Origin of the sequence: Bacteroides sp. AM41-16 (assembly GCF_003603495.1) — a bacterium.
GTDB classification, from domain to species: Bacteria; Bacteroidota; Bacteroidia; order Bacteroidales; family Bacteroidaceae; genus Bacteroides; species Bacteroides uniformis.
In genome coordinates this window covers 331,003-356,048 of the sequence record NZ_QTNE01000001.1, presented here as the reverse complement: position 1 = coordinate 356,048, position 25,046 = coordinate 331,003, and the positions used below count along the sequence as shown (strand labels likewise).

The following is a 25,046-nucleotide window of genomic DNA, read 5'->3' as shown; positions in this document are numbered from 1 at the left end:
ACAGTTATTTTTGCAGTTAAAACGATAGGATAAATCAACATGCAAGAAGAAACAGAATATATCAATGTATATGGTGCGCGCGTGCACAACCTCAAGAATATCGATGCCGAGATTCCCCGTAACAGCCTGACTGTGATTACAGGCCTGAGCGGAAGCGGCAAGTCCTCTTTGGCATTCGATACTATTTTTGCCGAAGGGCAGCGCCGCTATATCGAGACCTTTTCAGCCTATGCCCGTAACTTCCTGGGAAATTTGGAACGTCCGGACGTGGATAAGATAACGGGACTGAGTCCGGTTATCTCCATCGAGCAGAAAACCACGAATAAGAATCCACGTTCCACGGTGGGTACAACGACAGAGGTTTATGATTACCTTCGTTTGTTGTATGCCCGTGCAGGAGAGGCTTATTCTTATCTCTCCGGCGAGAAGATGGTGAAGTATACCGAGGAACAGATACTCGATCTTATCCTGAAGGATTACAAAGGAAAACGCATTTATATCCTTGCTCCACTGGTGCGCAGCCGTAAGGGGCATTACAAGGAGCTCTTCGAGCAGGTGCGCAAGAAAGGCTATCTCTACGTACGTGTGGATGGTGAGGTGTGCGAAGCCTTGCCAGGCATGAAGCTGGACCGCTATAAGAACCATGATGTGGAGGTGGTGATAGACAAGCTGGTGGTGACGGACAAGGATGACACACGCCTGAAGAACAGCGTGGCCACTGCCATGCGCCAAGGTGACGGATTGCTGATGATACTCGATGTGCAGACGGATAGCGTGCGCCATTACAGCAAACGGCTGATGTGTCCCGTGACGGGGTTGTCCTATCGGGAACCGGCGCCGCACAACTTTTCCTTCAATTCGCCGCAAGGTGCATGTCCTAAATGCAAAGGGTTGGGGGTGGTCAGCCAGATTGATATTGACAAGGTGATTCCCGACCGTGAGCTCTCCATTGCCGGAGGTGCCATCGCACCGTTGGGGAAAGCCAAGAACAGCATGATTTTCTGGCAGATTACCGCCTTGCTGGAGAAATATGAAGCAACGCTGAAAACACCGGTCAAAGACTTACCGGAGGATGCCATCGACGAGATTCTCTATGGCTCGGACGAGCGTATCAAGATAAAGAGTTCACTGATAGGCACCTCTTCTGATTATTTTGTGACGTTTGAGGGGGTTGTAAAGTATATCCAGATGCTGCAGGAGAAGGATGCTTCTGCCACGGCACAGAAGTGGGCGGACCAGTTTGCCAAGACTGCCGTTTGTCCGGAGTGTCATGGCGCCAAGTTGAATAAGGAAGCGCTTTCATTCCGCATTCACGACAAGAACATCTACGAATTGTCTACGATGGACATCAATGAACTGTATGACTGGCTGGTAAACGTAGACCCGTATCTTAGTAGCAAGCAACAGCAGATTGCCGGTGAAATCCTGAAGGAAATCCGTACACGGCTCAAATTTCTGCTTGATGTAGGTCTGGATTATCTTTCGCTGAACCGTAGTTCCGTCAGCCTTTCCGGTGGTGAAAGCCAGCGTATCCGCCTGGCTACGCAGATAGGTTCACAGCTGGTGAATGTGCTGTATATATTGGATGAGCCGAGTATCGGCCTGCACCAACGCGACAACCAGCGCTTGATACACTCTTTGAAGGAACTGCGTGACATTGGCAACTCCGTCATTGTGGTGGAGCATGACAAGGATATGATGCTCGCCGCCGATTATGTCATTGATATGGGGCCGAAAGCCGGTAGGCTGGGAGGGGATGTTGTCTTTGCCGGTACTCCCCGTGAAATGCTACGGACGCATACGCTGACTTCCCAATACTTGAATGGTGAGCGTGCCATTGAGGTGCCTGCCAAGCGTCGCGAGGGCAATGGACACAGTCTGTGGCTGCGTGGCGCCAAGGGTAATAATCTGAAGGATGTGGATGTGGAGTTCCCGCTGGGCAAGCTGATTTGCGTTACCGGTGTTTCCGGCAGTGGCAAGTCCACGCTTATCAACGAGACGTTGCAGCCTATTCTTTCGCAGAAGTTCTATCGTTCACTGCAGGATCCTTTGGACTATGATAGTATTGAAGGGCTGGAATATATAGACAAGGTGGTGAATGTGGACCAGTCTCCTTTGGGACGAACGCCGCGTTCCAATCCTGCCACTTATACCGGTGTGTTTTCCGATATCCGCAATCTGTTTGTCGGCTTGCCCGAAGCGAAGATACGTGGATATAAGGCGGGACGCTTCTCCTTCAACGTCAGTGGCGGACGCTGCGAAGCTTGCCAAGGCAATGGGTACAAGTGCATTGAGATGAATTTCCTGCCGGATGTGTATGTGCCTTGCGAGGTATGTCACGGCAAGCGTTACAACCGAGAGACGCTGGAAGTGCGTTTTAAGGGAAAATCCATTGCCGATGTGCTGGATATGACCATCAACCGTGCGGTGGAGTTTTTCGAGAATGTGCCTCAGATATTGAACAAAATTAAGGTTATCCAGGAAGTGGGATTGGGTTATATCAAGTTGGGCCAGTCTTCCACCACGCTCTCCGGAGGTGAGAGCCAGCGCGTGAAGTTGGCTACGGAACTTTCCAAACGTGATACGGGCAAGACTCTGTATATCCTTGACGAACCTACTACCGGACTTCATTTCGAAGATATCCGCGTTTTGATGAACGTGTTGAACAAACTTGTAGACAAAGGGAATACCGTCATCGTCATAGAGCATAATCTCGATGTCATCAAGATGGCGGACTATATCATCGATATGGGGCCAGAAGGCGGTAAGGGAGGGGGAGAACTCCTTTCCTGCGGAACCCCGGAAGAGGTTGCTAAAAGCAAGAAAGGCTATACGCCTAAGTTCCTGCGTGAAGAATTGAATATCAAGTGATAATTATCTCATCATAGAGAATATTATGAAAATCAATAAGACGAATGCAGCAAGGCTTCTCGACAAGGCCAAGATTGCGTATGAGCTCATTCCCTACGAGGTGGATGAGAACGACTTAAGTGCAGTGCATGTAGCTGCCAGTTTGGGTGAGGACATCAATTGCGTGTTCAAGACGCTGATTCTTCACGGTGATAAATCCGGTTATTTTGTCTGTGTCATCCCGGGTGAGCACGAAGTGGATTTGAAGCTGGCGGCAAAAGCGTCAGGAAACAAAAAATGTGACCTTATCCCGGTTAAGGAACTTTTACCTCTGACTGGCTATATCCGGGGTGGGTGTTCACCCATCGGCATGAAGAAACCTTTCCCTACCTATATCCATGAAACGTGCCTGCGGTTTCCGTATATCTATATCAGTGCCGGACAACGCGGTTTGCAGCTTAAGTTGGATCCGAAGGATTTGGTAAGGGAAGTGCATGCAGAGGTTTGTATTCTTTTTAATGAATAAATCTTCTATTTCTGCCGAGATATTTTAATTTTATAAGGAAATCTTCAATAGAATTTATATATTTGCAGGAATTATTCAAGAAATCAATCCAATTACTAATTCTAAAAACTAATTTTTATGTTCAACAAACACCCTAAAGGTCTGATTGCCGCATCTTTTGCTAATTTGGGCGAGCGTTTCGGCTTTTATACCATGATGGCCATTCTTGTACTTTTTCTGCAAGCCAAGTTCGGACTGGATGGAAAAGAGGCAGGTTTGATCTACTCAACATTTTATTTTTCTATTTACATTCTAGCATTGATAGGTGGTATTATTGCCGACAGAACCCGTAATTACAAAGGTACCATCTTTGCCGGTATTGTTTTGATGGCGGTAGGTTACTTGATGCTGGCCATCCCGTCTCCTACACCGGTTGCCAATAAGACCTTGTTTCTGGTGATTACTTGTGCAGCCTTGTTTGTCATTGCTTTCGGAAATGGTCTTTTCAAGGGAAATCTTCAAGCGCTCGTAGGGCAGATGTACGACAATCCTCAGTACTCCAGCATGCGCGATTCCGGTTTCTCCTTATTCTATATGTTCATCAATGTAGGTGCCATCTTTGCCCCGTTTGCCGCAGTAGGCGTGCGTAACTGGTGGTTGTCCACATTCGGCTACAATTATGATGCCGACCTGCCTGCCCTTTGCCACGGACATCTGGCAGGAACGCTGACTCCCGAGGCTGTGGACACTTATAGCGCATTGGCAGCCAAAGCCACTATTTCCGGAACACCCGTAACGGATATGACGGTATTTGCCAATGAATATCTGAACGTGTTCACCACCGGTTTCCATTATGCATTCGGTGTAGCTATCCTGGCTATGGTTCTCTCTTTGGTAATTTTCGTCATCAACAGAAAGAAATTCCCCGATCCCAGCAAGAAGGTTGCTGCAAAAGCGGGCGATGCCACTGCAGTGGAGATGAATGCACAAGAGGTAAGACAGCGCATGTATGCATTGTTTGCCGTATTCGGTGTGGTAATTTTCTTCTGGTTCTCGTTCCATCAGAATGGATTGACACTGACTTATTTTGCCAAGGAATATACAGATTTGAATTTGTTCGGCATGGCTATTTCAGCTGAGCTGTTCCAGTCTTTGAACCCGATTTTCGTTGTGTCTCTCACTCCGGTCATCATGGCTGTCTTTGCAGCACAGCGTGCCAAGGGTAAAGAGCCTTCCACTCCGCGGAAGATTGCCATCGGTATGGGTATTGCTGCCACCGGCTTCCTTATAATGGCTATCGGTTCTTATGTAAGCAACTTGCCGATGCACAAGGATATTATCGCTTTGGGTACCTCTCCGGTGAAGGTGACTCCGCTGTTGCTGATGGTTACCTATCTGATATTGACTGTTGCCGAGTTGTACATTTCTCCGTTGGGCATTTCATTCGTATCCAAGGTGGCTCCTCCCAAATATCAGGGTATCATGCAGGGCGGTTGGCTCGGTGCTACTGCCATTGGTAATCAGTTGCTCGTTATCGGTGCTATCCTCTACGAAAGTATTCCTATCTGGATGACGTGGACGGTATTTGTAGTAGCGTGCTGCATTTCCATGTTCACCATGCTGTTCATGCTGAAATGGCTTGAAAAGGTGGCGAAGTAATCGGAAACGAAAGATAAAACTAAAGGCTGCGCAATGTTCGTAATGAACTGCGCAGCCTTTAGTTTTTGGAGGGCTTTTAATGCCGGGACTCAGATTTCCAGTCCCATGATGTAGTCATTCATGTAATATCCGTTTCCTATCGGGAAATCCCCTTCACGGAGTTTTCGCATTCCCATATGTTCGTAAAACTGCAGTGCCTTGTTGGTGCGGTTTACATTCAATTCCATCAGACAAGGGCCGGGATGTACTTCCTTGATGTACTTGATGGCTTCTCGAAAGAGGAAACTGCCGCAATGTGCACCCTGGTAATAGGGGAGCACATAAATCTTTTGCAGGTGGAATAAATCTTCTCCTTGCTGCTGTACGGACACATAGCCCGCCGCTTCACATTCTTCGTAGGCCAGGAAGTAGACGTGGCCTTCCTCTTCCATTTGCTTGCGGATATTGTCCAATGAATACATCCATTCCATCATGTAGTCGGTCTGTTCGGGAGTAAGGATATCCTTATACGTGACGGGGAATATTTGCTGCGCAAGTTTCTGAATCAGTGCGCAGTCTGCTGTCGTTGCTTTTCTTATGGTAAACATATCGGTTGTATTTATACTGTTTGGGGTGTAAAGTTAAGCCTTTTTTGTGAAACAATCGTTATCTTTGCAGACCGTTACCGAACTAACTAATTTTGATTTTAAAAATTATGGCATTTACGAGCAACATTATGATTGTCCGCCACAGATTACTGAAGGAACTGGTAAAGCTGTGGAATAACAACGAACTTGTGGATAAAATAGACCGGCTGCCCATCGAGCTGAGTCCGAAGAGGTCCAAGCACGCGGGACGCTGCTGTGTGCACAAAGAGCGCGCGGTGTGGAAGTACAAGTCATTGCCGCTTCTGGGACTCGATATGGAGGACGAGACGGATGAGCTGACCCCCTTGTCGGAGTACGCTGCCCGTGCACTGGACAGAGCGGAAAATGGCAGGCCGAAAGACAACATCATGTGTGTGATTGACGAAGCTTGTTCGGCATGTGTGCAGATTAACTACGAGATTACGAACCTCTGCCGCGGATGTACGGCACGCAGTTGCCAGGTGAATTGTCCCAAGAAGGCAGTGCACGTCAAGGAGAGCGGGCAGGCATGGATTGACCATGATGCGTGTATCAGTTGCGGCATCTGCCATAAGAGTTGTCCCTACCATGCCATTGTTTATATTCCCGTACCTTGTGAGGAGGCTTGTCCCGTGAAAGCCATCAGTAAGGATGAGAAGGGGATAGAGCATATTGACGAAAGCAAATGTATCTATTGCGGAAAGTGTCTCAATGCATGTCCATTCGGAGCAATTTTCGAAATATCGCAGGTGTTCGACGTGTTGCACAGAATCCGCAAGGGTGAGCAGGTGGTGGCTATCGTGGCTCCGTCCATCCTGGGGCAGTTCAAGACGACTATTGAACAAGTATATGGCGCATTGAAACAAGTCGGTTTTACGGATATCATCGAGGTGGCTCAGGGAGCGATGGATACCGTCAGCAACGAGGCGCACGAACTGATTGAGAAGCTGGAGGAGGGTCAGAAGTTTATGACGACTTCCTGCTGTCCGTCTTATATAGAGCTGGTGAACAAGCATATTCCTGCCATGAAGCCTTACGTGTCTGGCACCGGTTCGCCGATGTACTATGCCGCACGCATTGCCAAGGAGAAGTATCCGGATGCAAAGGTGGTCTTTATCGGTCCTTGCGTTGCCAAGCGCAAAGAGGCGCAGCGCGACGAGGCGGTGGACTTTATCATGACTTTCGAGGAGGTGGCTTCCGTGCTTGCCGGGCTGGATATTCAGATGGAGCAGGCAAAGCCCTATTCCATGAGTTTCACTTCCGTGCGCGAGGCGCATGGTTTTGCGCAGGCAGGAGGCGTGATGGGTGCCGTGAAAGCCTATCTGAAGGAAGAGGCAGATAAAATCAATGCCGTACAAGTGGCTAATCTGGATAAGAAGGCTATCGGTGCGTTGCGTGCTTACGCCAAGTCGGGCAAGGCTCCGGGGCAATTTATTGAAGTGATGGCTTGCGAGGGCGGTTGTATTACCGGGCCATGTTCGCATAATGAAATAACTGCCGGAAAGCGCCAGCTGACGCAGGAGTTGGCAAAGAGAAAAGAGACGTATTAGCCCTTTGTCCGTTTATATGAAGCATTTGATTGACAAACTGCGGAGCAATCGCAGGTTGGATGCCGAAGAGTATAAAGCCTTGCTTCTTAGCCGGGACACAGTCCTTGCAGCCTACCTGCAGGAGCTTGCCCGGGAAGAAGTGCTTACCCGCTTTGGCAATAAAATCTTCATTCGCGGACTGATTGAGATAACCAACCGTTGCCGCAATAACTGCTACTATTGCGGCATACGGAAGGAGAACCGGAACATAGTCCGTTATGAGCTGGCGCAGGAGGAGATTCTTTCGTGTTGCCATGAAGGCTATCGGTTGGGCTTCCGTACCTTTGTGCTGCAAGGGGGCGAAGCGCCGGTGGTGAAGGATGAGGGGATGGTGGAGACAGTTGCCGCCATCCGGCAATCCTTCCCGGATTGTGCCATTACCTTATCCTTGGGCGAGAAATCGCGGGAAGCCTACGAACGTTTCTTCCTGGCAGGTGCCAACCGCTATCTGTTGCGGCACGAAACCTGCAACGAAGGGCATTATCACCGGCTTCATCCTGCGGAGATGTCCCTTTCCCATCGGTTGCAATGCTTGGACTGGCTGAAAGAGATAGGCTATCAAGTGGGAACCGGAATCATGGTGGGCAGTCCTTATCAGACGGTGGACCATTTGGTAGAAGACATTCTCTTCATCGAACGGTTTCAGCCGGAGATGATAGGCATGGGACCTTTTCTTCCACATCACGATACTCCGTTTTCCTCTTTTCCGCCGGGAGATATGGAGTTGACGTTGAAGTTGCTTTCTATCTTCCGGTTGATGCATCCCGCGGCACTGATACCTGCTACCACTGCCCTGGCCACACTTGCTCCGGACGGACGGGAACGGGGAATATTGGCTGGCGCCAATGTCGTGATGCCTAATCTTTCGCCTTCTCATCAGCGGGCGAAGTACTCCCTCTATGATAACAAAGCTTCTGCGGGTGCCGAAGCGGCAGAAGGTTTGCTAAAATTGGAGGAACAACTGAAAGGGATAGGCTACGAGGTATCAAAAGAGAGAGGAGATTATGAGAATGGAGAATTGACCGTTGATAATTGATAATTTTCAAATCTTCATTCTTTATTTTAATTACCAATTATCAATTTACGAAGTGTATAACATAAAGTCAAGACAAGCGGAAGAATTCATCAATCACCAGGAGATATTGGATACATTGGAGTATGCGCAGGCAAACCGCAACAACCGTCCGCTCATCGAAAGTTTGATTGACAAGGCTGCTTTGTGCCAGGGGCTTTCCCATCGGGAGGCGGCCCTGCTGCTGGAATGTGACGAGCCGGAACTGGTGCAGCGCATCTATCATCTGGCACGTGAAATCAAACGGAAATTCTATGGCAACCGCATTGTGATGTTTGCCCCGCTTTACCTTTCCAACTATTGCGTGAACGGTTGCGTCTATTGCCCGTATCATGCCAAGAACCGTACCATCCCCCGCAAGAAACTCTCGCAAGAGGAGATACGCCGCGAGGTTATCGCCTTGCAGGACATGGGGCATAAACGCCTGGCGCTGGAAGCCGGAGAAGACCCTCGAAACAACCCTATCGACTATATCTTAGAGTCTATCCGCACCATCTACAGCATTCATCACAAGAATGGGGCCATCCGCCGGGTGAATGTCAACATAGCCGCCACTACAGTGGAGAACTACCGGCTGCTGAAGGAGGCTGGCATCGGCACTTATATCCTTTTTCAGGAGACTTACAGCAAAGAGCATTACGAAGCCTTGCATCCCACGGGACCGAAAAGTAATTATGCCTACCACACCGAAGCGATGGACCGTGCTATGGAGGGTGGCATCGACGATGTAGGTATCGGTGTATTGTTTGGTCTGAATACCTATCGCTACGACTTCGTAGGATTGCTGATGCATGCCGAACATCTGGAAGCTACCTTTGGCGTGGGTCCGCATACCATCAGCGTACCGCGCATTTGTCCGGCAGATGATATTTCGACCGAGGATTTTCCCGATGCCATCTCGGATGAGATGTTCTGCCGTATTGTGGCGGTTACCCGCATTGCGGTGCCTTATACGGGAATGATTATTTCCACCCGTGAGTCGGAAGCCGTACGCCGTCGGGTGCTCGAACTGGGCGTTTCGCAGATAAGCGGCGGTTCGCGCACCAGCGTGGGAGGCTATGCCGTGCCGGAAGCCAAAGAGGAAGATTCCTCCCAATTCGATGTGAGCGACCGGCGCACGCTGGATGAAGTGGTGAGTTGGCTGCTCGACCTGGGGCATATCCCCAGCTTCTGCACCGCCTGCTATCGCGAGGGACGTACCGGAGACCGCTTCATGTCGCTCGTCAAGCGCGGACAGATAGCAAACTGCTGCCAGCCCAATGCACTGATGACATTAAAAGAATATCTGGAGGACTATGCCTCCTCCGAAACCAAGGAGAAGGGCATGCGGCTGATTCGTGAGGAGATGGAGCATATCCCGAACCCCAAGATACGGGCGATAGCCGAACGTAATCTTCAGGAGATAGGGGAGGGGAAAAGAGACTTTAGATTTTAGATTTCGGATTTATGAATAATACACCTCGTTCCAACCGCCTGCACATTGCCGTCTTTGGACGACGGAACAGCGGAAAGTCCAGCCTTGTCAATGCCTTGACCGGGCAAGACACGGCATTGGTATCCGCAACGCCCGGCACTACTACCGATCCCGTGACCAAAGCCATGGAAGTATATCCTTTGGGCCCGTGCCTCTTTATCGATACCCCCGGTTTTGATGATGACGAAGGCGAACTGGGCGGTATGCGCGTGGAGCGTACCTTAAAGACGGTGGAGAAAGCGGACATCGCCCTCTTGCTTTATGAAGCTGACGGAACGCTGGAACAGCAATGGCTAAAGCTGCTGGCTGCGCGCGAAATCCCCGTGATACTGATACTGAATAAAGCCGATTCCCGTCAAGACACCGCTTCCGTGGTTCTTCGGATTGAAAAGGAGTGCGGGCAGGCTCCCGTTGTGGTCAGTGCCAAAGAGGGTACCGGCATTCAAGGCATTTTCGATGCTATTCTCGAAAAGCTTCCCGAGAATTTTGGTGAGCAGACCATCACGGGAAACTTGGTAAGTGAAGGAGATGTCGTCCTGCTGGTGATGCCCCAGGATATACAAGCCCCCAAAGGTCGTCTCATTCTTCCGCAAGTGCAGACCATCCGCGAACTGTTGGATAAAAAGTGCTTAGTGATGAGCTGCACCACCGACAAGCTGCAAGCCTCCCTGCAAGCCCTTGTCCGTCCGCCTAAGCTGATAATCACCGATTCACAAGTATTCCCCATCGTCTATCAACAAAAGCCTGCCGAAAGTAGTCTTACTTCCTTCTCGGTTCTTTTTGCCGGTTACAAAGGAGACATCAATGCCTTTGTAGAGGGAGCTGCCGCTATTCATAGCTTGATACCCCAATCGCGTGTACTGATAGCCGAAGCCTGCACCCACGCCCCGCTGACCGAGGACATCGGCACCGTCAAAATTCCCCGCCTGCTACGAAAGCGCATCGGCGAGGAATTGCAGATAGACTTTGTATCTGGAAATGACTTTCCCAAAGACTTGTCCCGATATGATTTAATTATCCATTGCGGCGCTTGCATGTTCAACCGGAAGTACGTTCTCAATCGTATAGCCCATGCCCACGCACAGCACATCCCCATAACCAACTACGGAGTAGCAATTGCGAGTCTGACCGGTATATTGGATAAAATTGTTATCTATCGGTAAATATCCCTCTCCCTCTCTGTTCACGTTACTGATGTTATAGAGTAGTGTAAACTACTTTTCTTGTTAATAATGTTTAATATAAAGTACTTTGTAATGCAAGGTACTGGTATAATACATATATTTGTGCCATACAAGGAACAATAATAGAATGAATAAGGACACTCATTACTCTATTGCGCAGCCAAATAGTAAATTGTCAAATAGTAAATACCATTATGGATGTAAACAATGTAAAGTCGCAAATGCGCAAGGGCATGCTTGAATATTGCATCATGCTGCTGCTTCACAAAGAGCCGGCTTATGCTTCGGATATCATTCAGAAGTTGAAAGAAGCCAGACTGATTGTGGTGGAAGGTACACTTTATCCGTTGCTCACCCGTTTGAAGAACGACGACCTTTTGGGGTATGAATGGATTGAGTCTACACAAGGGCCTCCCCGTAAATATTACCGGTTGACGGAAAAAGGAGAAGTCTTTCTCGGTGAACTGGAAACATCCTGGAAAGAGTTGAACGAGACGGTGAATCACATCAGCAATTCTTGAAATAGCCGAAGAGAATATACCGTAATTCGCCGGATGGTAAATCGTAAATAGTCAAATTGTAAATAAATAGTGTGTTATGAAAAAGACATTAACTGTAAATTTAGGTGGAACCGTTTTTAATATTGATGATGACGCATACCGCCTTTTGGATAATTATCTGAGTAATCTCAAGATACACTTCCGTAAGGAAGCCGGTGCCGACGAGATTGTAGATGATATAGAACGCCGCATTTCCGAACTCTTTGCCGAGAAATTGTCGGCCGGTTCACAAGTAATCACGATTGCCGATGTGGAAGAGGTGATTGCCCGCATGGGAAAGCCGGAGGACATGGAGACGGAAGGAGAGAGCAGCAGTGCCGATGCCGGTAGTACAAATGCCGGAGGTGGTTATGGTGCCGGTGCATGGAGCAGCAATACCGCTTATAGCACTACATGCCGCCGTCTCTACCGCAATCCTGATGACAAGATGCTGGGTGGTGTCATTAGTGGAATGGCTGCCTATCTGGGTTGGGATGTGACTTTGCTCCGTCTGTTGCTGCTTGTCGTCTTGATTTGTGGGGTAGGAACGTTGATACCGGTTTATATCGTATGTTGGCTGATTATCCCGGAAGCCCGCACGGCTGCCGAGAAGTTAAGCATGCGCGGTGAGGCTGTTACGGTAGAGAATATCGGAAAGACGGTGACGGATGGCTTCGAGAAGGTTGCCAATGGGGTGAATGATTATATGAGGTCGGACAAGCCCCGTACTTTCTTGCAGAAGTTGGGAGATACGCTGGTGATGGTAGTCGGTTGGCTGTTGAAAATCTGTCTGGTGATATTCGCCATTATTTGCAGTCCGATACTGTTTGTGTTTGGAGTGGTATTCGTGGCGCTGTTGTTTGCTGCGATAGCGGTGGCTGTTGGTGGTGGTGCAGCTCTCATTTCCCTTTTCCCGATGGCTGATGTGGTACTGCCTACTTCTCCACTGTCTGCCATTGTGATGTACATTGCAGGAATCTTGCTGGTAGGAATTCCTTTGGTCAGCCTTGTGTGGGCCATCTTTAGCCAGATATTCAAGTGGCAGCCGATGAACTCCGGCTTGAAGTGGACGCTGGTTATCCTTTGGATTGTAAGTGCGGCTTGTTTCGGAATCTGTTTTGCGGTGCAGGGGGCTACTTTCCCGGAATTGGGTATCTTTAATTTCTGAGAATAGTAATTTCTTTTTTAATTGATATCGTGTTTGTGGAAATCTGATTTCTATAAACACGATATTTTTTATTTGGTTGTAATTGGTTGTTATACAGTGAAATATTGCGTTTGGAAAAGGCGTTTTTTAAACGTTCGTTTAATGAACGCAAAGATAACGTGTATTTTTGAATCTCGCAAAATGTTTAATAAAAATATTCTATAAATTTCTTTTTAGTGAGTATAATACTTTGTCAGTAAGCCTGTTGCATTGTATTTCTCTAACTTCTTCCTTTTACTAATTTTTAAGTAATCTTCCCTCTTTAATTTTCTTAAATATTGACGTTCAAAAAACGAACGTCTATTGAACGCTTTTTGCTTGCAATAGATTCGTTTACAGCATTTTACCTGTTAGGTAATGAATGACTGCAAAAAATCTGTTGACAAGAAGGGCATAAAGCTTGTCGTATTCTACATAAAGTGTCCGCAAGTAATTGAATTTCAAGTGTATGCAAGAGGTTCAAAGCCCCAGGAGAACACCCTTGTCTGAACAAAAGCATAAAAATGGGAATAGAGAAAGAGGTCGAAATCTGGTATGCTATGCGTGCCACCTACCGCAGAGAACCGGATGCCATGCATCTGCTCAAGAAAGAAAATTTGGGCTGTTTCATTCCTATGCAATACAAGATATGTATAAAAAAAGGGAAAAAAGTCCGTGCTCTGGTTCCGGTCGTTCATAATCTGCTTTTTGTCCATGCCCGTCCTTCCGATGTGCAGCGTGTAAAATCTCAAGTCACTTATCTGCAATATATTACCGATACCCGCAGTGGGCAGAAGATTATTGTCCCCGACAGTCAGATGCAACGTTTCATTGCCGTATCCGGCACTTACGATGATCATCTTCTTTATTTTCAACCGGATGAATTGAACTTGTCCAAAGGTACCAAAGTCCGGATTACCGGCGGTGAATTTGAGGGGCAAGAGGGTGTGTTTCTGAAGGTGAAAGGTGCACGTGACCGTCGCGTGGTTATCGAAATACAAGGTGTCATAGCTGTTGCCATGGCCACTATCCACCCCGATCTTATAGAAGTAATCGGCTGAACTTTAATTTTTAATTCTTAATTCTATAATTGCTTATGTCTCTTTCCGAAGAAGCAATCACTCTTCAGCGTGCTGCGCACGAACTGATGTATTTGGGTATGGACGGCAGTCCCGTCTATAGTGATGACTTGTCACGGCGGAACGGTGAGGTCTACCGTCTTACCATGGCTTTGTACCGGTCGGGTGTAAAAGGCACTACCATCGACGAGCAGGCAAATGTCTGTCTTGCCCTTCTTATGGGTTACGGCGCCTCTTTTGTCGACCATGGCGAAAAGCAGCGGCATGTCCAGAAAGTGCTGGACTGTTGTTGGGATGTGCTCGATGCCCTTCCCGCTTCCTTACTGAAGCTCCGTCTGCTTACCGCCTGCTACGGTGAAGTGTTCGACGAGTCTTTGGCCGACGAAGGCCGTTCCATCATCGCCTCTTGGGATTCCTTATCACTTACTCCCGAACAGCAGGAAGCGGTTGATGAGTTTCAGAATGTGACAGACAATCCCTATCCGTGGGAATATATCGATGAATAAAACTTTTCATTATAATGCTTAACAATAAATCCGTATTGATTACCGGAGGAACGGGTTCCTTCGGAAAGAAGTTTGTGGAAACCATTCTCCGTGATTATCCGCAAGTAAAGAAAATCATTATTTACTCCCGCGATGAGCTGAAGCAATTTGAGCTGAAACAGAAATATCCCGGTCATAAGTATCCGCAACTGCGTTTCTTTATCGGTGATGTCCGTGACCTCGAACGTCTGACGCGGGCTTGCGAAGGAGTGGACGTGATTATCCATGCAGCCGCCATCAAGCAGGTGGATACCGCTGAATACAATCCCGAAGAGTGCATCAAAACCAATGTACACGGTGCGCAGAATGTGATAAAGGCTGCTCTTGCCACCGGTGTACAGCATGTGGTGGCCCTTTCTACCGACAAGGCATGTGCCCCCATCAATCTTTATGGCGCCACCAAGCTCACTTCCGACAAGCTGTTTACTGCTGCCAACAATATCAGCGGTTCCAAGAACATCCGGTTCTCCGTAGTCCGTTATGGCAATGTGATGGGTTCCCGCGGTTCCGTAATCCCTTTCTTTATCAACAAGCGTGACAACGGGGCGAAGGAACTTCCCATAACCGATATGCGCATGACCCGTTTCAACATTTCGCTGGAAGCCGGTGTCGCTTTGGTCATGTATGCCATCGGACATCACCTGGGTGGTGAAATCTTTATTCCTAAGATTCCTTCCTATCATATCCAGGACGTGGCTACCGCCATTGCACCCAATCTGCCGCAGGTGGAAGTGGGCATCCGTCCGGGAGAGAAGCTGCACGAGGAGATGATTACTGTAACCGATGCTCTTGATACAATCGATTTGGGCAGATATTATGTCATTCTTCCTTCCGTATCTTTCAAGCACAGTCGCGAAGAGTTCATCAGACATCACAATGCAGTACCCGTTCCCGACGGTTTCCACTACAGCAGTGACAACAATACGGAGTGGGAGACAGTAGAGACTATGCGCGAGAATATAAAGAAATACGTTGACCCTAATTTCGAGGTGAAATGATAAGCAAGCCTATTCCATACGGTCGTCAGCATATCACAGATGAGGATATCCGGGCAGTCATCGATACCTTGAAAAGCGATTACCTGACACAAGGTCCCAAAATCAGGGAATTTGAAACGAAATTTGCCGAATATGTAGGTGCACAATATGCCGTAGCAGTGAACAATGCCACTTCGGGGCTTCATCTTGCAGCTACCGCACTGAATGTAAAGCCGGGTGACAAGGTGATTGTCACTCCCATGACCTTTGCTGCCAGTGCCAACTGCATCCGCTATTGTGGCGGCGAGGTGGTATTCTGTGATATTGACAAGGATACTTACCTCATGGATATCCGTAAACTCGAAGCCATGCTTAAAGCTTCTCCCCGCGGTACTTACAAAGGTATTGTTCCGGTTGATTTTGCAGGCTATCCTTTGGATCTGGAAGAGTTCAGAAAGCTTGCCGACGAGTACGGTTTGTGGATTATCGAGGATGCCTGCCATGCTCCCGGCGGCTATTTCATGGACAGTAAAGGCAAGAAACAACATTGTGGTAACGGTTGTTTTGCCGACTGTGCCGTATTCTCTTTCCATCCCGTGAAACATATCGCTACGGGTGAGGGAGGCATGGTGACCACCAACAGCAAGGAGCTCTATGACAAGCTTTGTCTTTACCGTACGCATGGCATTACGAAAGACCCTGCTTTATTGCACGAGCATCATGGTGGCTGGTATTACGAGATGCAGGAGTTAGGGTATAATTACCGTCTGACTGATTTTCAGGCTGCCTTGGGTATTTCTCAGCTGGAGCGTGCGAAAGCAGGTCTTGAACGCCGCCATGAAATCGTAAGACGCTATAATGAAGCGTTTTCCGGAATAGATGGCATCAAGACTCCGTTCAATACTGCCGATGTCTATCATGCTTATCACCTTTATATCATTCAAGTAGCTGACCGCTTGGGTCTTTATAATTATCTGCACGAGAACAATGTCTATGCGCAGGTTCATTATGCTCCGCTTCATCTGATGCCTTACTATCAGCAGTGGGGCAATAGGAAAGGCGATTTACCTATAGTAGAAGAGTATTACGAACATTGTCTGAGTCTTCCGATGTATCCCACGCTGACGGACGAGGAACAGGAGTATGTGATTGAAAAGGTTATAGAATTTGTAGCGAAATGAAAAATATAGCAATCATTCCTGCACGTGGCGGCAGTAAACGTATTCCGCGTAAGAATATCAAACCCTTTATGGGTAAACCTATTATTGCATATTCCATAGAGGCAGCTTTACAAAGCGGTCTTTTTGATGAGGTGATGGTTTCTACCGATGATGAAGAGATTGCTGAGATAGCTTGTAAATATGGTGCTCAAGTTCCTTTTATGCGGAGTGCCGAGATGTCAAATGACTATGCCGGTACTGATGATGTAATTCTTGAAGTACTGAGGAAGTATAAAGAGCAAGGCAGGAAGTTTGAAACGGTTTGTTGCATTTATTCAACGGCTCCTTTCGTCACTCCCGAAAGACTCCGGGAAGCATACGGAAAAATGAATTCGGAGATAGATTCCGTCTTCACTTGTGTGGCTTATTCCTATCCCATACAGCGCAGCCTTCACATCGTGGATGGAAAAATTAGTATGGTTTATCCCGAATACAAAAATACACGTTCCCAAGATTTAGAACCGATTTATCACGATGCCGGTCAGTTCTATTTCTCTCGCACTGCTCCCTTTGTGGAGAGCCGGACTTTTTGGGGTGAGAATACAGCCGGGTTGGTACTTTCCGAACTTGAAGTGCAGGACCTTGATACACTGACTGACTGGGCATTGGCAGAGATGAAGTATGAGTTGCTTCATAAATAACTTTCGTGTATGGTTTTAAAGGGAGTGTAGGTAGAAAAAGATTCTGAATGTTTTTAGTTTTGATATTTATCCCTATCTTTGTATGTAGTAAAAACAAAGAAATATGAAGACAACGTCTGAATACATTACTCTTTTGCGTAAATATATGGCTGAAAATGCTTCTAAATACGGCATTATGCGTATGGGAATATTCGGCTCTGTAGCGCGTGGTGAACAAACGGTTGAGAGTGATGTGGATGTTTGTGTAGAATTGCAGACACCCAATATGTTTAGTTTGGTTCACATTAAAGAAGAGCTTCAACACCTGTTTGGCTGTGCAGTGGATATTGTGAGGCTACGTGAAGATATGGATGGAATATTGAAACAGAACATAATAGAGGAAGGCGTTTATGCATAAAAGGGAAATGGTTGAAGCCATGTTGGGTAAGATAGAGCAAGCGATTGAGCGAATCTTGGATAATTCTCGTCCTATAGATTCTTATCATTACTACCTTGTATCTCCCGGAGGGATGGAACGCCTTGAAAGTACCTGCATGCTTCTGATGGCTATAGGTGAAGGACTTAAAGGTATTGATAAACTTACAGAAAAACTGCTATTTGCTAAATATCCGGAAGTTGATTGGAAAGGTGCAATGGGAATGAGAGATATCATAGCACATCATTACTTTGACCTTGATGCAGCAGTTGTTTATGATGTGGTGAAGAATTATCTTCCTTTCATGCTGGCAACTATAAAGAAGATTAGAAAAGAATTGTAATTCTTTAATTCATTTCATTTCTTGAAAAAAATCTATTTCCGTGCCGACGCAAGCGCTACCATCGGCTACGGCCACTTTATCCGTACTCTGGCTTTGGCCGATATGCTGAAGGACGATTTTGATTGTACCTTCTTTACTTGCCATCCCACCTCATATCAGGTAAGTGAGATGGAGAAAGTGTGTCCTTTTGTCACCTTGCAAGAGGAAGCGCATTATGATGAGTTCCTTTCTAGTCTTCAAGGTGATGAAATTGTGGTGCTCGACAATTATTTCTTCACTACCGATTACCAGCGTGCCATCAAGCAAAAAGGGTGCCGCCTGGTGTGTGTGGATGATATGCACGACAAGCACTATGTGGCTGATGTTGTGATTAACCATGGTCAGACCAATCCTGCACTTTTCGACGTGGAATTTTACACCAGGCTCTGTTTGGGATTTGATTGGGCACTGTTGCGCAAGCCGTTCTTAGAGGCGGCAAAAAGGAAAAGTATTTCTTCAGATAGAATAGAGAAAGTGGCTGTATGTTTCGGAGGAAGTGACATTCATGATATAACTGGTTATTTTGTGAATCAGGTACTTCGACTCTGTACTGTGAACAGTATTACGGCAGTAGTAGGAGATGCTTACACTCCTCATTCATCGTGTGTGCAGGACAGTCGCCTTGTTTATCGTTCGCGCCTTACGGCACAAGAAATGGCAGACCTTTTCTGCGACTCCGATTTAGTGATTTGTTCTGCCAGTTCGGTTTGTATAGAAGCATTGGCATGTGGTGCTAAAGTTGCGGCGGGATGGTATGTAGACAATCAAAAGGAGTTTTATGATTTGCTCATTTCAAATGGTTGGATCATAGGGTTAGGGAATGTAAGGCAACCGTCTGTTGATTTGTGTAATGTGAGCTTTTTGCGATTAAGCAATACCAGTGTGAATAATTGTGTTCAGAGGCGTTATATTTCATTTTTCCGAAACTTAGCGGATAACTGCTATTTACGTGAAGTTCGTTCTATGGATAGGGATTTGCTTTATAAGTGGGTAAATGACCCCATAGTCAGGCAGAGCGCATTTAATACAGATGAGATTAATTATGAGGAGCATTGTAATTGGTTTACCCGATGTTTGCAAAGGGAAGATGTGAAGATTTATATTTTAATAGAGAACGGTATGCCAGTGGGACAAGTGAGGCTGAATATTGAAAAGGGTGAAGCTCTGATTGATTATTCCATTGCATCGGAATATCGGGGTAGAGGTTTAGGCTATGTCATTATAGAATTAATAAGTGAGAAAGTTAGATGCATGAAGAATGTCAATTCTTTGGTTGCTCATGTAAAGGCGGCAAATGTGGCTTCTAAGCGTGTTTTTCTGAAGAATGGTTTCTTGGAGTATGCGAATGAATCACTTTTTACTTTATCATACAAGAAGAATATATAGATAGTATCCATACTTTATATGATTTTGTAATCAATCAACTGCATATTGGCAGGATATACGGGAATATTCGTAAGGATAATAAAAATTTTTTGGTGCTTACCTTGTTTATGGGAGCTTCTGTTGAGAGAGAAGAGGAAGTGAACAAGATAAAATATATTCATACATTGACAACGTCAGATTCTTTTAATCAAAGAACCTCTCAGCAACTGTCTATAAAGGAATTTCTAAAATTTGTGCGTCAGTATTTAAAAAACGAATAATTATGAAAGAAAAAGTATTGGAAATCATTAACAATATTCGTGCCGCTAAAGATATGGCACCGGTAGCAGAGCTCCACATAGAGGATAATCTCCGTAATGACCTTGGTTTAACCTCTTTTGATTTAGCAGAATTGACAGTCAATATCGAAGATGAATTTGATATTGATATTTTTGAAAGTGGCTTTGTAAATACGATTGGCGAAATTTATACCAAACTCGAGAAATGATGGCTGCATTTCTTTATAATGGTGAAAGGAAGTATTCTTATGAAGTGTTGATTAATACCATTAACCAGCATCAAGAATATTTTCCTCTTTACAAGGCACCGGATTTGTTTTCATATTTTGTGAATCTCATCAAGGCTGTTGTAACTAATAGCCCTTTGGTGCTGCTTGATTCTGATTTGAACCTATCCGAAGTGCCAGGTATAGAGGAGAGTATGGTGAATAAACCCACTAAATTGACAAATTATCATTTCAGTGATATGACTGCTGTTTTGTCAGCGCTCCGACAGTCAACATCTGAAATTACTATTTTCACTTCAGGAACTACCGGTCAGCCTAAGAAAGTCGTTCATTCGGTCGATACCCTGACACGTTCAGTCCGTATAGGAGAGAAATACGAAGGAAAAGTGTGGGCATACGCTTACAATCCTACTCACATGGGCGGATTGCAGGTATTCTTTCAGGCATTTGAAAACCAGAATACACTTGTGAATGTGTTCAATATGCAGAGGGATGAAGTATATGAGAAGATTGCCGGGCACCGGATAACCCACATTTCTGCAACTCCCACTTTTTACCGATTGCTCTTGCCGTTTGAGCAAAGCTATTTATCTGTTCAGAAGGTGACTTTGGGTGGAGAGAAATCGAATAATCATCTTTACGAGAATATTCATAAGATATTCCCTGAAGCAAAGATAAACAATGTATATGCCTCTACAGAGGCAGGCTCCTTGTTTGCGGCTAAAGGCGATTGTTTTCAGATTCCTGCTGCCATTCGCGATAAGTTTGCAGTAGTGGAAGATGAACTGTTGATTCACAAATCCCTTCTTGGCAAGTCGGATAGTTTCAGTTTTGATGGCGACTATTATCACTCTGGAGATTTAATAGAGTGGGTTGATAAGGAAGAAGGTTTCTTTAAGTTCAAAAGTCGTAAAAACGAACTAATCAATGTAGGTGGCTACAAGGTTAATCCAGGTGAAGTGGAAGATGCCATTAATGCAATTGAAGGCATCCGTCAATCTTTGGTTTACGGTAAGGCTAACTCTATCCTTGGCAATGTGTTGATTGCGGAAGTTCAAAAAGAAGAGGGTACAGAGTTGACCGATTTAGACATCCGTAAAACACTGAAGGGGCAACTTCAAGATTTTAAAATACCTCGCAAGATTAAGTTTGTAGAGGCTTTCTCATTAACAAGAACGGGTAAATTAAGAAGAACATGAATATTATTGTTACAGGATGTTCACGGGGAGTGGGCTTAGAAATATGTAGGGTGTTGCTCGAACAAGGCAATACGGTTTATGGTATTGCCCGTAGCTGTCCCGATGAATTTAAGGCATTGCAGTCCGAATACGGGGGTAAACTTTTTTTTAAGAGCGTTGACCTTTCGGATTGTGAAAATGTCCGGCAGAATGTATTCAAAGATTATTGCGGAAACAAGATAAGGATTGACGGCTATGTGAACAATGCGGCTGTTGCCTATGATGATATTGTCACCAATCTTAATCTTGAACGGTTGAAGGCAATGTACAATGTAAATGTTTTCACCCCAATGATGATGACAAAGAATGTTATTCGTAACATGATTTTGCATCATACAAAAGGGGTGATTATCCATATCTCATCCATCAGTGTTCACACCGGTTACAAGGGGCTGGCAATGTATGCTTCATCCAAAGGAGCCTTGGAAGCTTTCTCCAAAGATACCGCCCGCGAGTGGGGACCGATGGGAATCCGTTCCAATGTGGTTGTTCCGGGTTTTATGGCAACAGCTATGAGTTCTACCCTTACAGACGACCAGAGGAATAAAATCTATGCACGTACATCGTTGAAGGCTGCTACTTCAATACGTTCGGTGGCAGAAACTGTAGCTTTTCTACTGAGTGAAAAGGCAGAGAGCATTACCGGACAAAATATTCATGTAGATAACGGAACGATATAAAAGACTATGGGAAAAAGAACTTCAATCCGTCTGTACAAGAGTGGAGATGCAAAGGGAATCAATGAAATGTTTACAAAGCATACCCCTTATCTTCGTGATGACGCTTATTGGACTTGGATAAATAGGATAGTGGGACAATCTATATCAGTGGTTGCGGAGTGTGATGATAGAATTATAGGGCATTATGCTGTTGTTCCTCGGAATTTGATAGTGAAGAATAGGGTCTTAAAGGCTGCGTTAGGTATCCATGCATTTGTTGATCCCGATTTTCGCCGTGAGATTTCTATTTTTGAAATATCCAACTATTTGTATCGTATTGCTCAAGATAAGGGCATTCAGGTTATATACGGTTTTCCAAATGTCAATTATCGGCAGATTCAGGTTAGAATTGAAAGATGGAAAGAGGTTGCTTTATTTAAATCCTATGAACTGCCTTCGGATAAGGGGCTTGACAATATTAAGACTACCATACAGTTTGATGAGATTAAGGATATTGATTATGAACATTTGTTTCGATTGAGTGAAATGTTGGCTTCGGAAAGTGTAATGAATGAAGTCAGGCTGGAAACAAATACCAATTATTGGATTAGTAGGTATATGTTAAATCCTCAAACTCCATATTTGTTATATGCTTTGTCAAAATGTGGAGTACCTATTGGTTATATGGTTACGAAAAGATATAAGAATAATGGAAATTGCTATTCTCATATTGTTGACTATATTTTGTCTGATAATTCATATATGGATGATGTGATTTCTTCCTACTTAAATAATGAGAAAGCTGAATGTGACTATTTTTCCTTTTGGAAAGGAGATTCTGTATTTGAACGAAGTATTGAGAAATCCGGATTTGTTGAAACCGGATTTGAAACCTTTTTAGCTATCAAATTATTGGATAAATCATTATCAGAACTTGACGTTTTGCTGGATTTTGATAATTGGCGCCTTGTAATGGGTGATTCTGATGCTTTTTAATGCCATTGATTATGAACAAAAATATTAAAATAGGAAATCACATTATTTCTGAAAATTCTCCGGTGTTCTGTATTGGCGAGCTGTCTTGTAATCATCTTAACAACTATGAGTTGGCTATGAAAACCATAGATGCGATGATAGATGCTGGAGTGGATTGTATTAAGCTGCAGACTGCTAAACCGGATAAGATAACCTTAAATTGCGATAGCGATGATTTTATTATTAAGGGGGGGACTCTTTGGGATAATCGGACTCTTTACTCGTTGTATGTGGAGGCGCAGACTCCTTGGGAGTGGCATGAACCTATTAAGGATTATGTGGAATCAAGAGGAGTGGAATTTTTGTCTTCACCATTTGACAAAAGTGCGGTTGATTTTTTAGAAAAATTGAATGTATCGGCTTATAAGATTGCATCTTTTGAAATTACAGATACTCCTTTGATTGAATATGTAGCATCTAAACAAAAGCCTATAATAATATCAACAGGTATTGCCCACAAAGAGGACATTCAGTTGGCAATAGATACTTGTAGAGAAGTAGGAAATAATCAGGTTATATTGTTGAAATGTACTTCTGAATATCCTACTCCATGGGAGGATGTAAATTTGAATATGCTTCCTCGGCTTTCTGCGGATTTCGATTGTATGGTAGGTGTGTCCGATCATACACTAGGTGATGTTGTACCTTGCTTGTCTGTGGCTTTAGGTGCAAGGATAGTAGAGAAACATTTCATTTTAAATCGTAGTCTGGGAGGTCCGGACTCTGCTTTTTCCATGGAACCCCATGAATTTGAATCTATGGTGGAGCGCCTCCGAATTTCGGAAAAAACATTGGGAAGAGTTTCTTATACTTTGAGTGAAAAGAATGAAAGTAGCCGCCGTTTTATGCGTTCTCTTTATGTAGGGTGTGATATGAAACAAGGGGATATTATCACAGCAGACAATGTCGTATCTGTTCGTCCGGGTTTCGGTTTACATCCCAAATATTTGAAACAGATAGTGGGGAAAAAAGTTAATGCTGATTTGAAGAAGGGAACTCGCTTCAGCTTGAGTTTTATTGCGGAATAATTTTTATGTCTATGTTTACCAATAAACGTATCATGGTCGTTGCCGCCCATCCCGATGATGAACTGCTGGGCCTAGGCGCTACCATGCACAAACTAATCAAGACGCAAGGAGTACAGACTCGGGTCATCATTTTGGGAGAGGGGATTACTTCACGCTCAGATACCCGTGACACGGAACAGTGGAAGGAAGTCTTGGAAAGGCATCATCAGAATGTGGAGACGGCGCGGCAGTTGATAGGCTATCACAGCGTGCAGGCATATAATTTTTCCGACAACCGTTTTGACAGCCATGCACTGCTTGATATCGTAAAGGTAGTGGAGCATGAGAAGGAACAGTTTCGTCCGGACTTTATCTTTACTCACCATGGTGGCGACCTTAATATTGACCATCAGATGACTTTTCAAGCAGTGATGACTGCCACACGCCCTATGGAGGACGAACCGGTGAAGGCTATATTTACATTCGAGACCCCATCAGCCAGTGAGTGGCAGGCTACTTGCGACCCACGCCATTTCACGGCCAATTTCTATATGGAGATTTCGGAGGATGATTTGAAAGCAAAATGTGCTGCGATGGCAGCCTATGAGTTTGAGAGCCGTGCTTTTCCGCATCCGCGCTCTTCGGAGGCATTGAAAGCCCTTGCCCGGTTTCGCGGTTATACCGTAGGCAAACACTTGGCCGAGGCATTTCAGATAGTGCGGATGATAGAATGAAGAAGGGAGCCTTTTACAGCCCCCTATACTCCCTTTCCGCATCGAAACACGGACAAGCTTTCGCTGGATTCAAATCATGGTGCCCCACAATCAGCGCCCGTGGAAAGATACGCTTCAACTCACGTAGCAGTGCCAGTAACGAAGCTTTTTGTTCCAGTGTACGGGTATCGGCAGGAAAACTTGCAGCGTCTAGTCCTCCTTCATAACAGATGCCGATAGAATGGCGGTTGTGATTGAGGCAATGCGCACCTATTTTTTCCAACGGGCGGCCGCGGTGTATTTCGCCGTTGCGGGTCAGATAGAAATGATAGCCGATGTCGCGGAAGCCGCGGTGGTGGATGTGGTCGCGGCGGCAATCCTCAAAGCCCAGGGCCACGCCTTGAGGCGTGGCTGAGCAATGAACAATGAGCAGGGTAATCGTACGCATGGCTATTTGCAAGCGCCCAGACCTAAAGCTCCCGCTATGGCGGTAGCTACGGTGATGATTACTTTGAGGACAATGCCCCATACGGATTTTGACTTTTTGTCTTCACTCATGATGATTGGTAATTGATAATTAG

Annotated in this window: 26 protein-coding genes; 23 read left to right on the top strand and 3 right to left on the bottom strand. The window is 45.6% G+C overall.

The annotated features are described in order from the left end of the window. Positions 1–39: 39 nt before the first annotated feature. The 3 genes from uvrA (at position 40) to DW896_RS01730 (ending at position 5,014) form a co-directional block, all read left to right on the top strand. Complete coding sequence (gene uvrA, locus DW896_RS01740) at positions 40–2,871, top strand: excinuclease ABC subunit UvrA (protein ID WP_022400711.1); 2,832 nt, start codon at positions 40–42, stop codon at positions 2,869–2,871. Positions 2,872–2,896: 25 nt separating this feature from the next. Beyond that, positions 2,897–3,376 carry a Cys-tRNA(Pro) deacylase gene (gene ybaK / locus DW896_RS01735; protein WP_005825350.1) on the top strand — a complete coding sequence of 160 codons (480 nt, stop codon included), beginning with the start codon at positions 2,897–2,899 and terminating at the stop codon, positions 3,374–3,376. Between the two features lie 117 nt (positions 3,377–3,493). Further along, positions 3,494–5,014, top strand: coding sequence for a peptide MFS transporter (locus DW896_RS01730; RefSeq protein WP_005825349.1), 1,521 nt, complete (start codon positions 3,494–3,496; stop codon positions 5,012–5,014). An 89-nt stretch (positions 5,015–5,103) separates the two neighbouring features. On the opposite strand, the gene DW896_RS01725 is transcribed toward DW896_RS01730, so the two are convergent. Continuing rightward, on the bottom strand, positions 5,104–5,601 hold the full coding sequence (locus DW896_RS01725) for a GNAT family N-acetyltransferase (protein ID WP_022400709.1): 498 nt from the start codon (positions 5,599–5,601) through the stop codon (positions 5,104–5,106). A 107-nt stretch (positions 5,602–5,708) separates the two neighbouring features. Between DW896_RS01725 and DW896_RS01720 the strand changes: the two genes are divergently transcribed. From DW896_RS01720 to DW896_RS01625, 20 genes are all read left to right on the top strand, one after another. Then, positions 5,709–7,169, top strand: coding sequence for a monomeric [FeFe] hydrogenase (locus DW896_RS01720; protein ID WP_022400708.1), 1,461 nt, complete (start codon positions 5,709–5,711; stop codon positions 7,167–7,169). Between the two features lie 16 nt (positions 7,170–7,185). Beyond that, complete coding sequence (gene hydE / locus DW896_RS01715) at positions 7,186–8,244, top strand: [FeFe] hydrogenase H-cluster radical SAM maturase HydE (protein WP_119992758.1); 1,059 nt, start codon at positions 7,186–7,188, stop codon at positions 8,242–8,244. A gap of 52 nt (positions 8,245–8,296) precedes the next feature. Further along, positions 8,297–9,715, top strand: a complete 1,419-nt coding sequence (gene hydG / locus DW896_RS01710) for a [FeFe] hydrogenase H-cluster radical SAM maturase HydG (RefSeq protein WP_117588774.1) — start codon at positions 8,297–8,299, stop codon at positions 9,713–9,715. 11 nt (positions 9,716–9,726) lie between these two features. Then, positions 9,727–10,917, top strand: coding sequence for a [FeFe] hydrogenase H-cluster maturation GTPase HydF (hydF, locus tag DW896_RS01705; protein ID WP_119992756.1), 1,191 nt, complete (start codon positions 9,727–9,729; stop codon positions 10,915–10,917). 215 nt (positions 10,918–11,132) lie between these two features. Beyond that, entirely contained in the window at positions 11,133–11,459 is a 327-nt protein-coding gene (locus DW896_RS01700) for a PadR family transcriptional regulator (RefSeq protein WP_005825341.1), read from the top strand. Positions 11,460–11,535: 76 nt separating this feature from the next. Next, positions 11,536–12,645, top strand: coding sequence for a PspC domain-containing protein (locus DW896_RS01695; protein WP_119992754.1), 1,110 nt, complete (start codon positions 11,536–11,538; stop codon positions 12,643–12,645). 542 nt (positions 12,646–13,187) lie between these two features. Beyond that, positions 13,188–13,724, top strand: coding sequence for a UpxY family transcription antiterminator (locus tag DW896_RS01690; RefSeq protein WP_008663335.1), 537 nt, complete (start codon positions 13,188–13,190; stop codon positions 13,722–13,724). 35 nt (positions 13,725–13,759) lie between these two features. After that, positions 13,760–14,248, top strand: coding sequence for a UpxZ family transcription anti-terminator antagonist (locus DW896_RS01685; RefSeq protein ID WP_119992752.1), 489 nt, complete (start codon positions 13,760–13,762; stop codon positions 14,246–14,248). 14 nt (positions 14,249–14,262) lie between these two features. Next, entirely contained in the window at positions 14,263–15,285 is a 1,023-nt protein-coding gene (pseB, locus tag DW896_RS01680) for a UDP-N-acetylglucosamine 4,6-dehydratase (inverting) (RefSeq protein ID WP_022400702.1), read from the top strand. Continuing rightward, positions 15,282–16,445, top strand: a complete 1,164-nt coding sequence (gene pseC / locus DW896_RS01675) for a UDP-4-amino-4,6-dideoxy-N-acetyl-beta-L-altrosamine transaminase (protein ID WP_005829502.1) — start codon at positions 15,282–15,284, stop codon at positions 16,443–16,445. Before pseB ends, pseC begins: the two co-directional genes overlap by 4 nt. Beyond that, a complete protein-coding gene (gene pseF / locus DW896_RS01670) occupies positions 16,442–17,125 on the top strand; it encodes a pseudaminic acid cytidylyltransferase (protein ID WP_117887273.1) in 684 nt (227 codons plus the stop codon). The genes pseC and pseF overlap by 4 nt, the downstream gene beginning before the upstream one ends. A gap of 103 nt (positions 17,126–17,228) precedes the next feature. Next, complete coding sequence (locus DW896_RS01665) at positions 17,229–17,522, top strand: nucleotidyltransferase family protein (RefSeq protein WP_117887272.1); 294 nt, start codon at positions 17,229–17,231, stop codon at positions 17,520–17,522. A 7-nt stretch (positions 17,523–17,529) separates the two neighbouring features. Beyond that, positions 17,530–17,883, top strand: coding sequence for a DUF86 domain-containing protein (locus DW896_RS01660; RefSeq protein WP_229034671.1), 354 nt, complete (start codon positions 17,530–17,532; stop codon positions 17,881–17,883). Between the two features lie 21 nt (positions 17,884–17,904). Next, complete coding sequence (pseG, locus tag DW896_RS01655; RefSeq protein ID WP_119992750.1) at positions 17,905–19,308, top strand: UDP-2,4-diacetamido-2,4,6-trideoxy-beta-L-altropyranose hydrolase; 1,404 nt, start codon at positions 17,905–17,907, stop codon at positions 19,306–19,308. Positions 19,309–19,570: 262 nt separating this feature from the next. After that, a complete protein-coding gene (locus DW896_RS01650; RefSeq protein WP_022400698.1) occupies positions 19,571–19,795 on the top strand; it encodes an acyl carrier protein in 225 nt (74 codons plus the stop codon). Beyond that, positions 19,795–21,012, top strand: coding sequence for a fatty acid--CoA ligase family protein (locus DW896_RS01645; RefSeq protein WP_119992849.1), 1,218 nt, complete (start codon positions 19,795–19,797; stop codon positions 21,010–21,012). Before DW896_RS01650 ends, DW896_RS01645 begins: the two co-directional genes overlap by 1 nt. After that, positions 21,009–21,731: an SDR family oxidoreductase gene (locus DW896_RS01640; protein ID WP_022400696.1), complete on the top strand. Its 723-nt coding sequence runs from the start codon at positions 21,009–21,011 to the stop codon at positions 21,729–21,731. The genes DW896_RS01645 and DW896_RS01640 overlap by 4 nt, the downstream gene beginning before the upstream one ends. Positions 21,732–21,737: 6 nt before the next feature. Continuing rightward, positions 21,738–22,706: a GNAT family N-acetyltransferase gene (locus DW896_RS01635; RefSeq protein WP_022400695.1), complete on the top strand. Its 969-nt coding sequence runs from the start codon at positions 21,738–21,740 to the stop codon at positions 22,704–22,706. An 11-nt stretch (positions 22,707–22,717) separates the two neighbouring features. Next, positions 22,718–23,773 carry a pseudaminic acid synthase gene (pseI, locus tag DW896_RS01630; RefSeq protein WP_057098098.1) on the top strand — a complete coding sequence of 352 codons (1,056 nt, stop codon included), beginning with the start codon at positions 22,718–22,720 and terminating at the stop codon, positions 23,771–23,773. 11 nt (positions 23,774–23,784) lie between these two features. Then, the gene (locus DW896_RS01625) at positions 23,785–24,486 is read left to right on the top strand and encodes a PIG-L deacetylase family protein (protein WP_022400692.1); all 702 of its coding nucleotides are present in this window, start codon (positions 23,785–23,787) and stop codon (positions 24,484–24,486) included. Positions 24,487–24,499: 13 nt separating this feature from the next. Here the strand turns inward: DW896_RS01625 and DW896_RS01620 are convergent, their stop codons facing one another. Together DW896_RS01620 and DW896_RS21400 are read right to left on the bottom strand one after the other, a co-directional pair. After that, a complete protein-coding gene (locus tag DW896_RS01620; RefSeq protein ID WP_035448365.1) occupies positions 24,500–24,913 on the bottom strand; it encodes an N-acetylmuramoyl-L-alanine amidase in 414 nt (137 codons plus the stop codon). A gap of 2 nt (positions 24,914–24,915) precedes the next feature. Next, the gene (locus DW896_RS21400; protein WP_005829485.1) at positions 24,916–25,023 is read right to left on the bottom strand and encodes a smalltalk protein; all 108 of its coding nucleotides are present in this window, start codon (positions 25,021–25,023) and stop codon (positions 24,916–24,918) included. Positions 25,024–25,046: the final 23 nt, after the last annotated feature.

What these genes read in the sequence shown, in the direction of transcription:
- DW896_RS01620 (WP_035448365.1), bottom strand. Translation starts at nt 24,913, where the DNA reads ATGCGTACGATTACCCTGCTCATTGTTCATTGCTCAGCCACGCCTCAA.
- DW896_RS01635 (WP_022400695.1), top strand. Translation starts at nt 21,738, where the DNA reads ATGGGAAAAAGAACTTCAATCCGTCTGTACAAGAGTGGAGATGCAAAG.
- DW896_RS01650 (WP_022400698.1), top strand. Translation starts at nt 19,571, where the DNA reads ATGAAAGAAAAAGTATTGGAAATCATTAACAATATTCGTGCCGCTAAA.
- uvrA (WP_022400711.1), top strand. Translation starts at nt 40, where the DNA reads ATGCAAGAAGAAACAGAATATATCAATGTATATGGTGCGCGCGTGCAC.
- DW896_RS01660 (WP_229034671.1), top strand. Translation starts at nt 17,530, where the DNA reads ATGGTTGAAGCCATGTTGGGTAAGATAGAGCAAGCGATTGAGCGAATC.
- pseI (WP_057098098.1), top strand. Translation starts at nt 22,718, where the DNA reads ATGAACAAAAATATTAAAATAGGAAATCACATTATTTCTGAAAATTCT.
- DW896_RS01720 (WP_022400708.1), top strand. Translation starts at nt 5,709, where the DNA reads ATGGCATTTACGAGCAACATTATGATTGTCCGCCACAGATTACTGAAG.
- DW896_RS01725 (WP_022400709.1), bottom strand. Translation starts at nt 5,601, where the DNA reads ATGTTTACCATAAGAAAAGCAACGACAGCAGACTGCGCACTGATTCAG.
- pseF (WP_117887273.1), top strand. Translation starts at nt 16,442, where the DNA reads ATGAAAAATATAGCAATCATTCCTGCACGTGGCGGCAGTAAACGTATT.
- DW896_RS01645 (WP_119992849.1), top strand. Translation starts at nt 19,795, where the DNA reads ATGGCTGCATTTCTTTATAATGGTGAAAGGAAGTATTCTTATGAAGTG.
- DW896_RS01730 (WP_005825349.1), top strand. Translation starts at nt 3,494, where the DNA reads ATGTTCAACAAACACCCTAAAGGTCTGATTGCCGCATCTTTTGCTAAT.
- pseC (WP_005829502.1), top strand. Translation starts at nt 15,282, where the DNA reads ATGATAAGCAAGCCTATTCCATACGGTCGTCAGCATATCACAGATGAG.
- DW896_RS01700 (WP_005825341.1), top strand. Translation starts at nt 11,133, where the DNA reads ATGGATGTAAACAATGTAAAGTCGCAAATGCGCAAGGGCATGCTTGAA.
- DW896_RS01685 (WP_119992752.1), top strand. Translation starts at nt 13,760, where the DNA reads ATGTCTCTTTCCGAAGAAGCAATCACTCTTCAGCGTGCTGCGCACGAA.
- hydF (WP_119992756.1), top strand. Translation starts at nt 9,727, where the DNA reads ATGAATAATACACCTCGTTCCAACCGCCTGCACATTGCCGTCTTTGGA.
- pseB (WP_022400702.1), top strand. Translation starts at nt 14,263, where the DNA reads ATGCTTAACAATAAATCCGTATTGATTACCGGAGGAACGGGTTCCTTC.
- DW896_RS01665 (WP_117887272.1), top strand. Translation starts at nt 17,229, where the DNA reads ATGAAGACAACGTCTGAATACATTACTCTTTTGCGTAAATATATGGCT.
- DW896_RS21400 (WP_005829485.1), bottom strand. Translation starts at nt 25,023, where the DNA reads ATGAGTGAAGACAAAAAGTCAAAATCCGTATGGGGCATTGTCCTCAAA.
- DW896_RS01690 (WP_008663335.1), top strand. Translation starts at nt 13,188, where the DNA reads ATGGGAATAGAGAAAGAGGTCGAAATCTGGTATGCTATGCGTGCCACC.
- DW896_RS01640 (WP_022400696.1), top strand. Translation starts at nt 21,009, where the DNA reads ATGAATATTATTGTTACAGGATGTTCACGGGGAGTGGGCTTAGAAATA.
- hydE (WP_119992758.1), top strand. Translation starts at nt 7,186, where the DNA reads ATGAAGCATTTGATTGACAAACTGCGGAGCAATCGCAGGTTGGATGCC.
- DW896_RS01695 (WP_119992754.1), top strand. Translation starts at nt 11,536, where the DNA reads ATGAAAAAGACATTAACTGTAAATTTAGGTGGAACCGTTTTTAATATT.
- ybaK (WP_005825350.1), top strand. Translation starts at nt 2,897, where the DNA reads ATGAAAATCAATAAGACGAATGCAGCAAGGCTTCTCGACAAGGCCAAG.
- DW896_RS01625 (WP_022400692.1), top strand. Translation starts at nt 23,785, where the DNA reads ATGTTTACCAATAAACGTATCATGGTCGTTGCCGCCCATCCCGATGAT.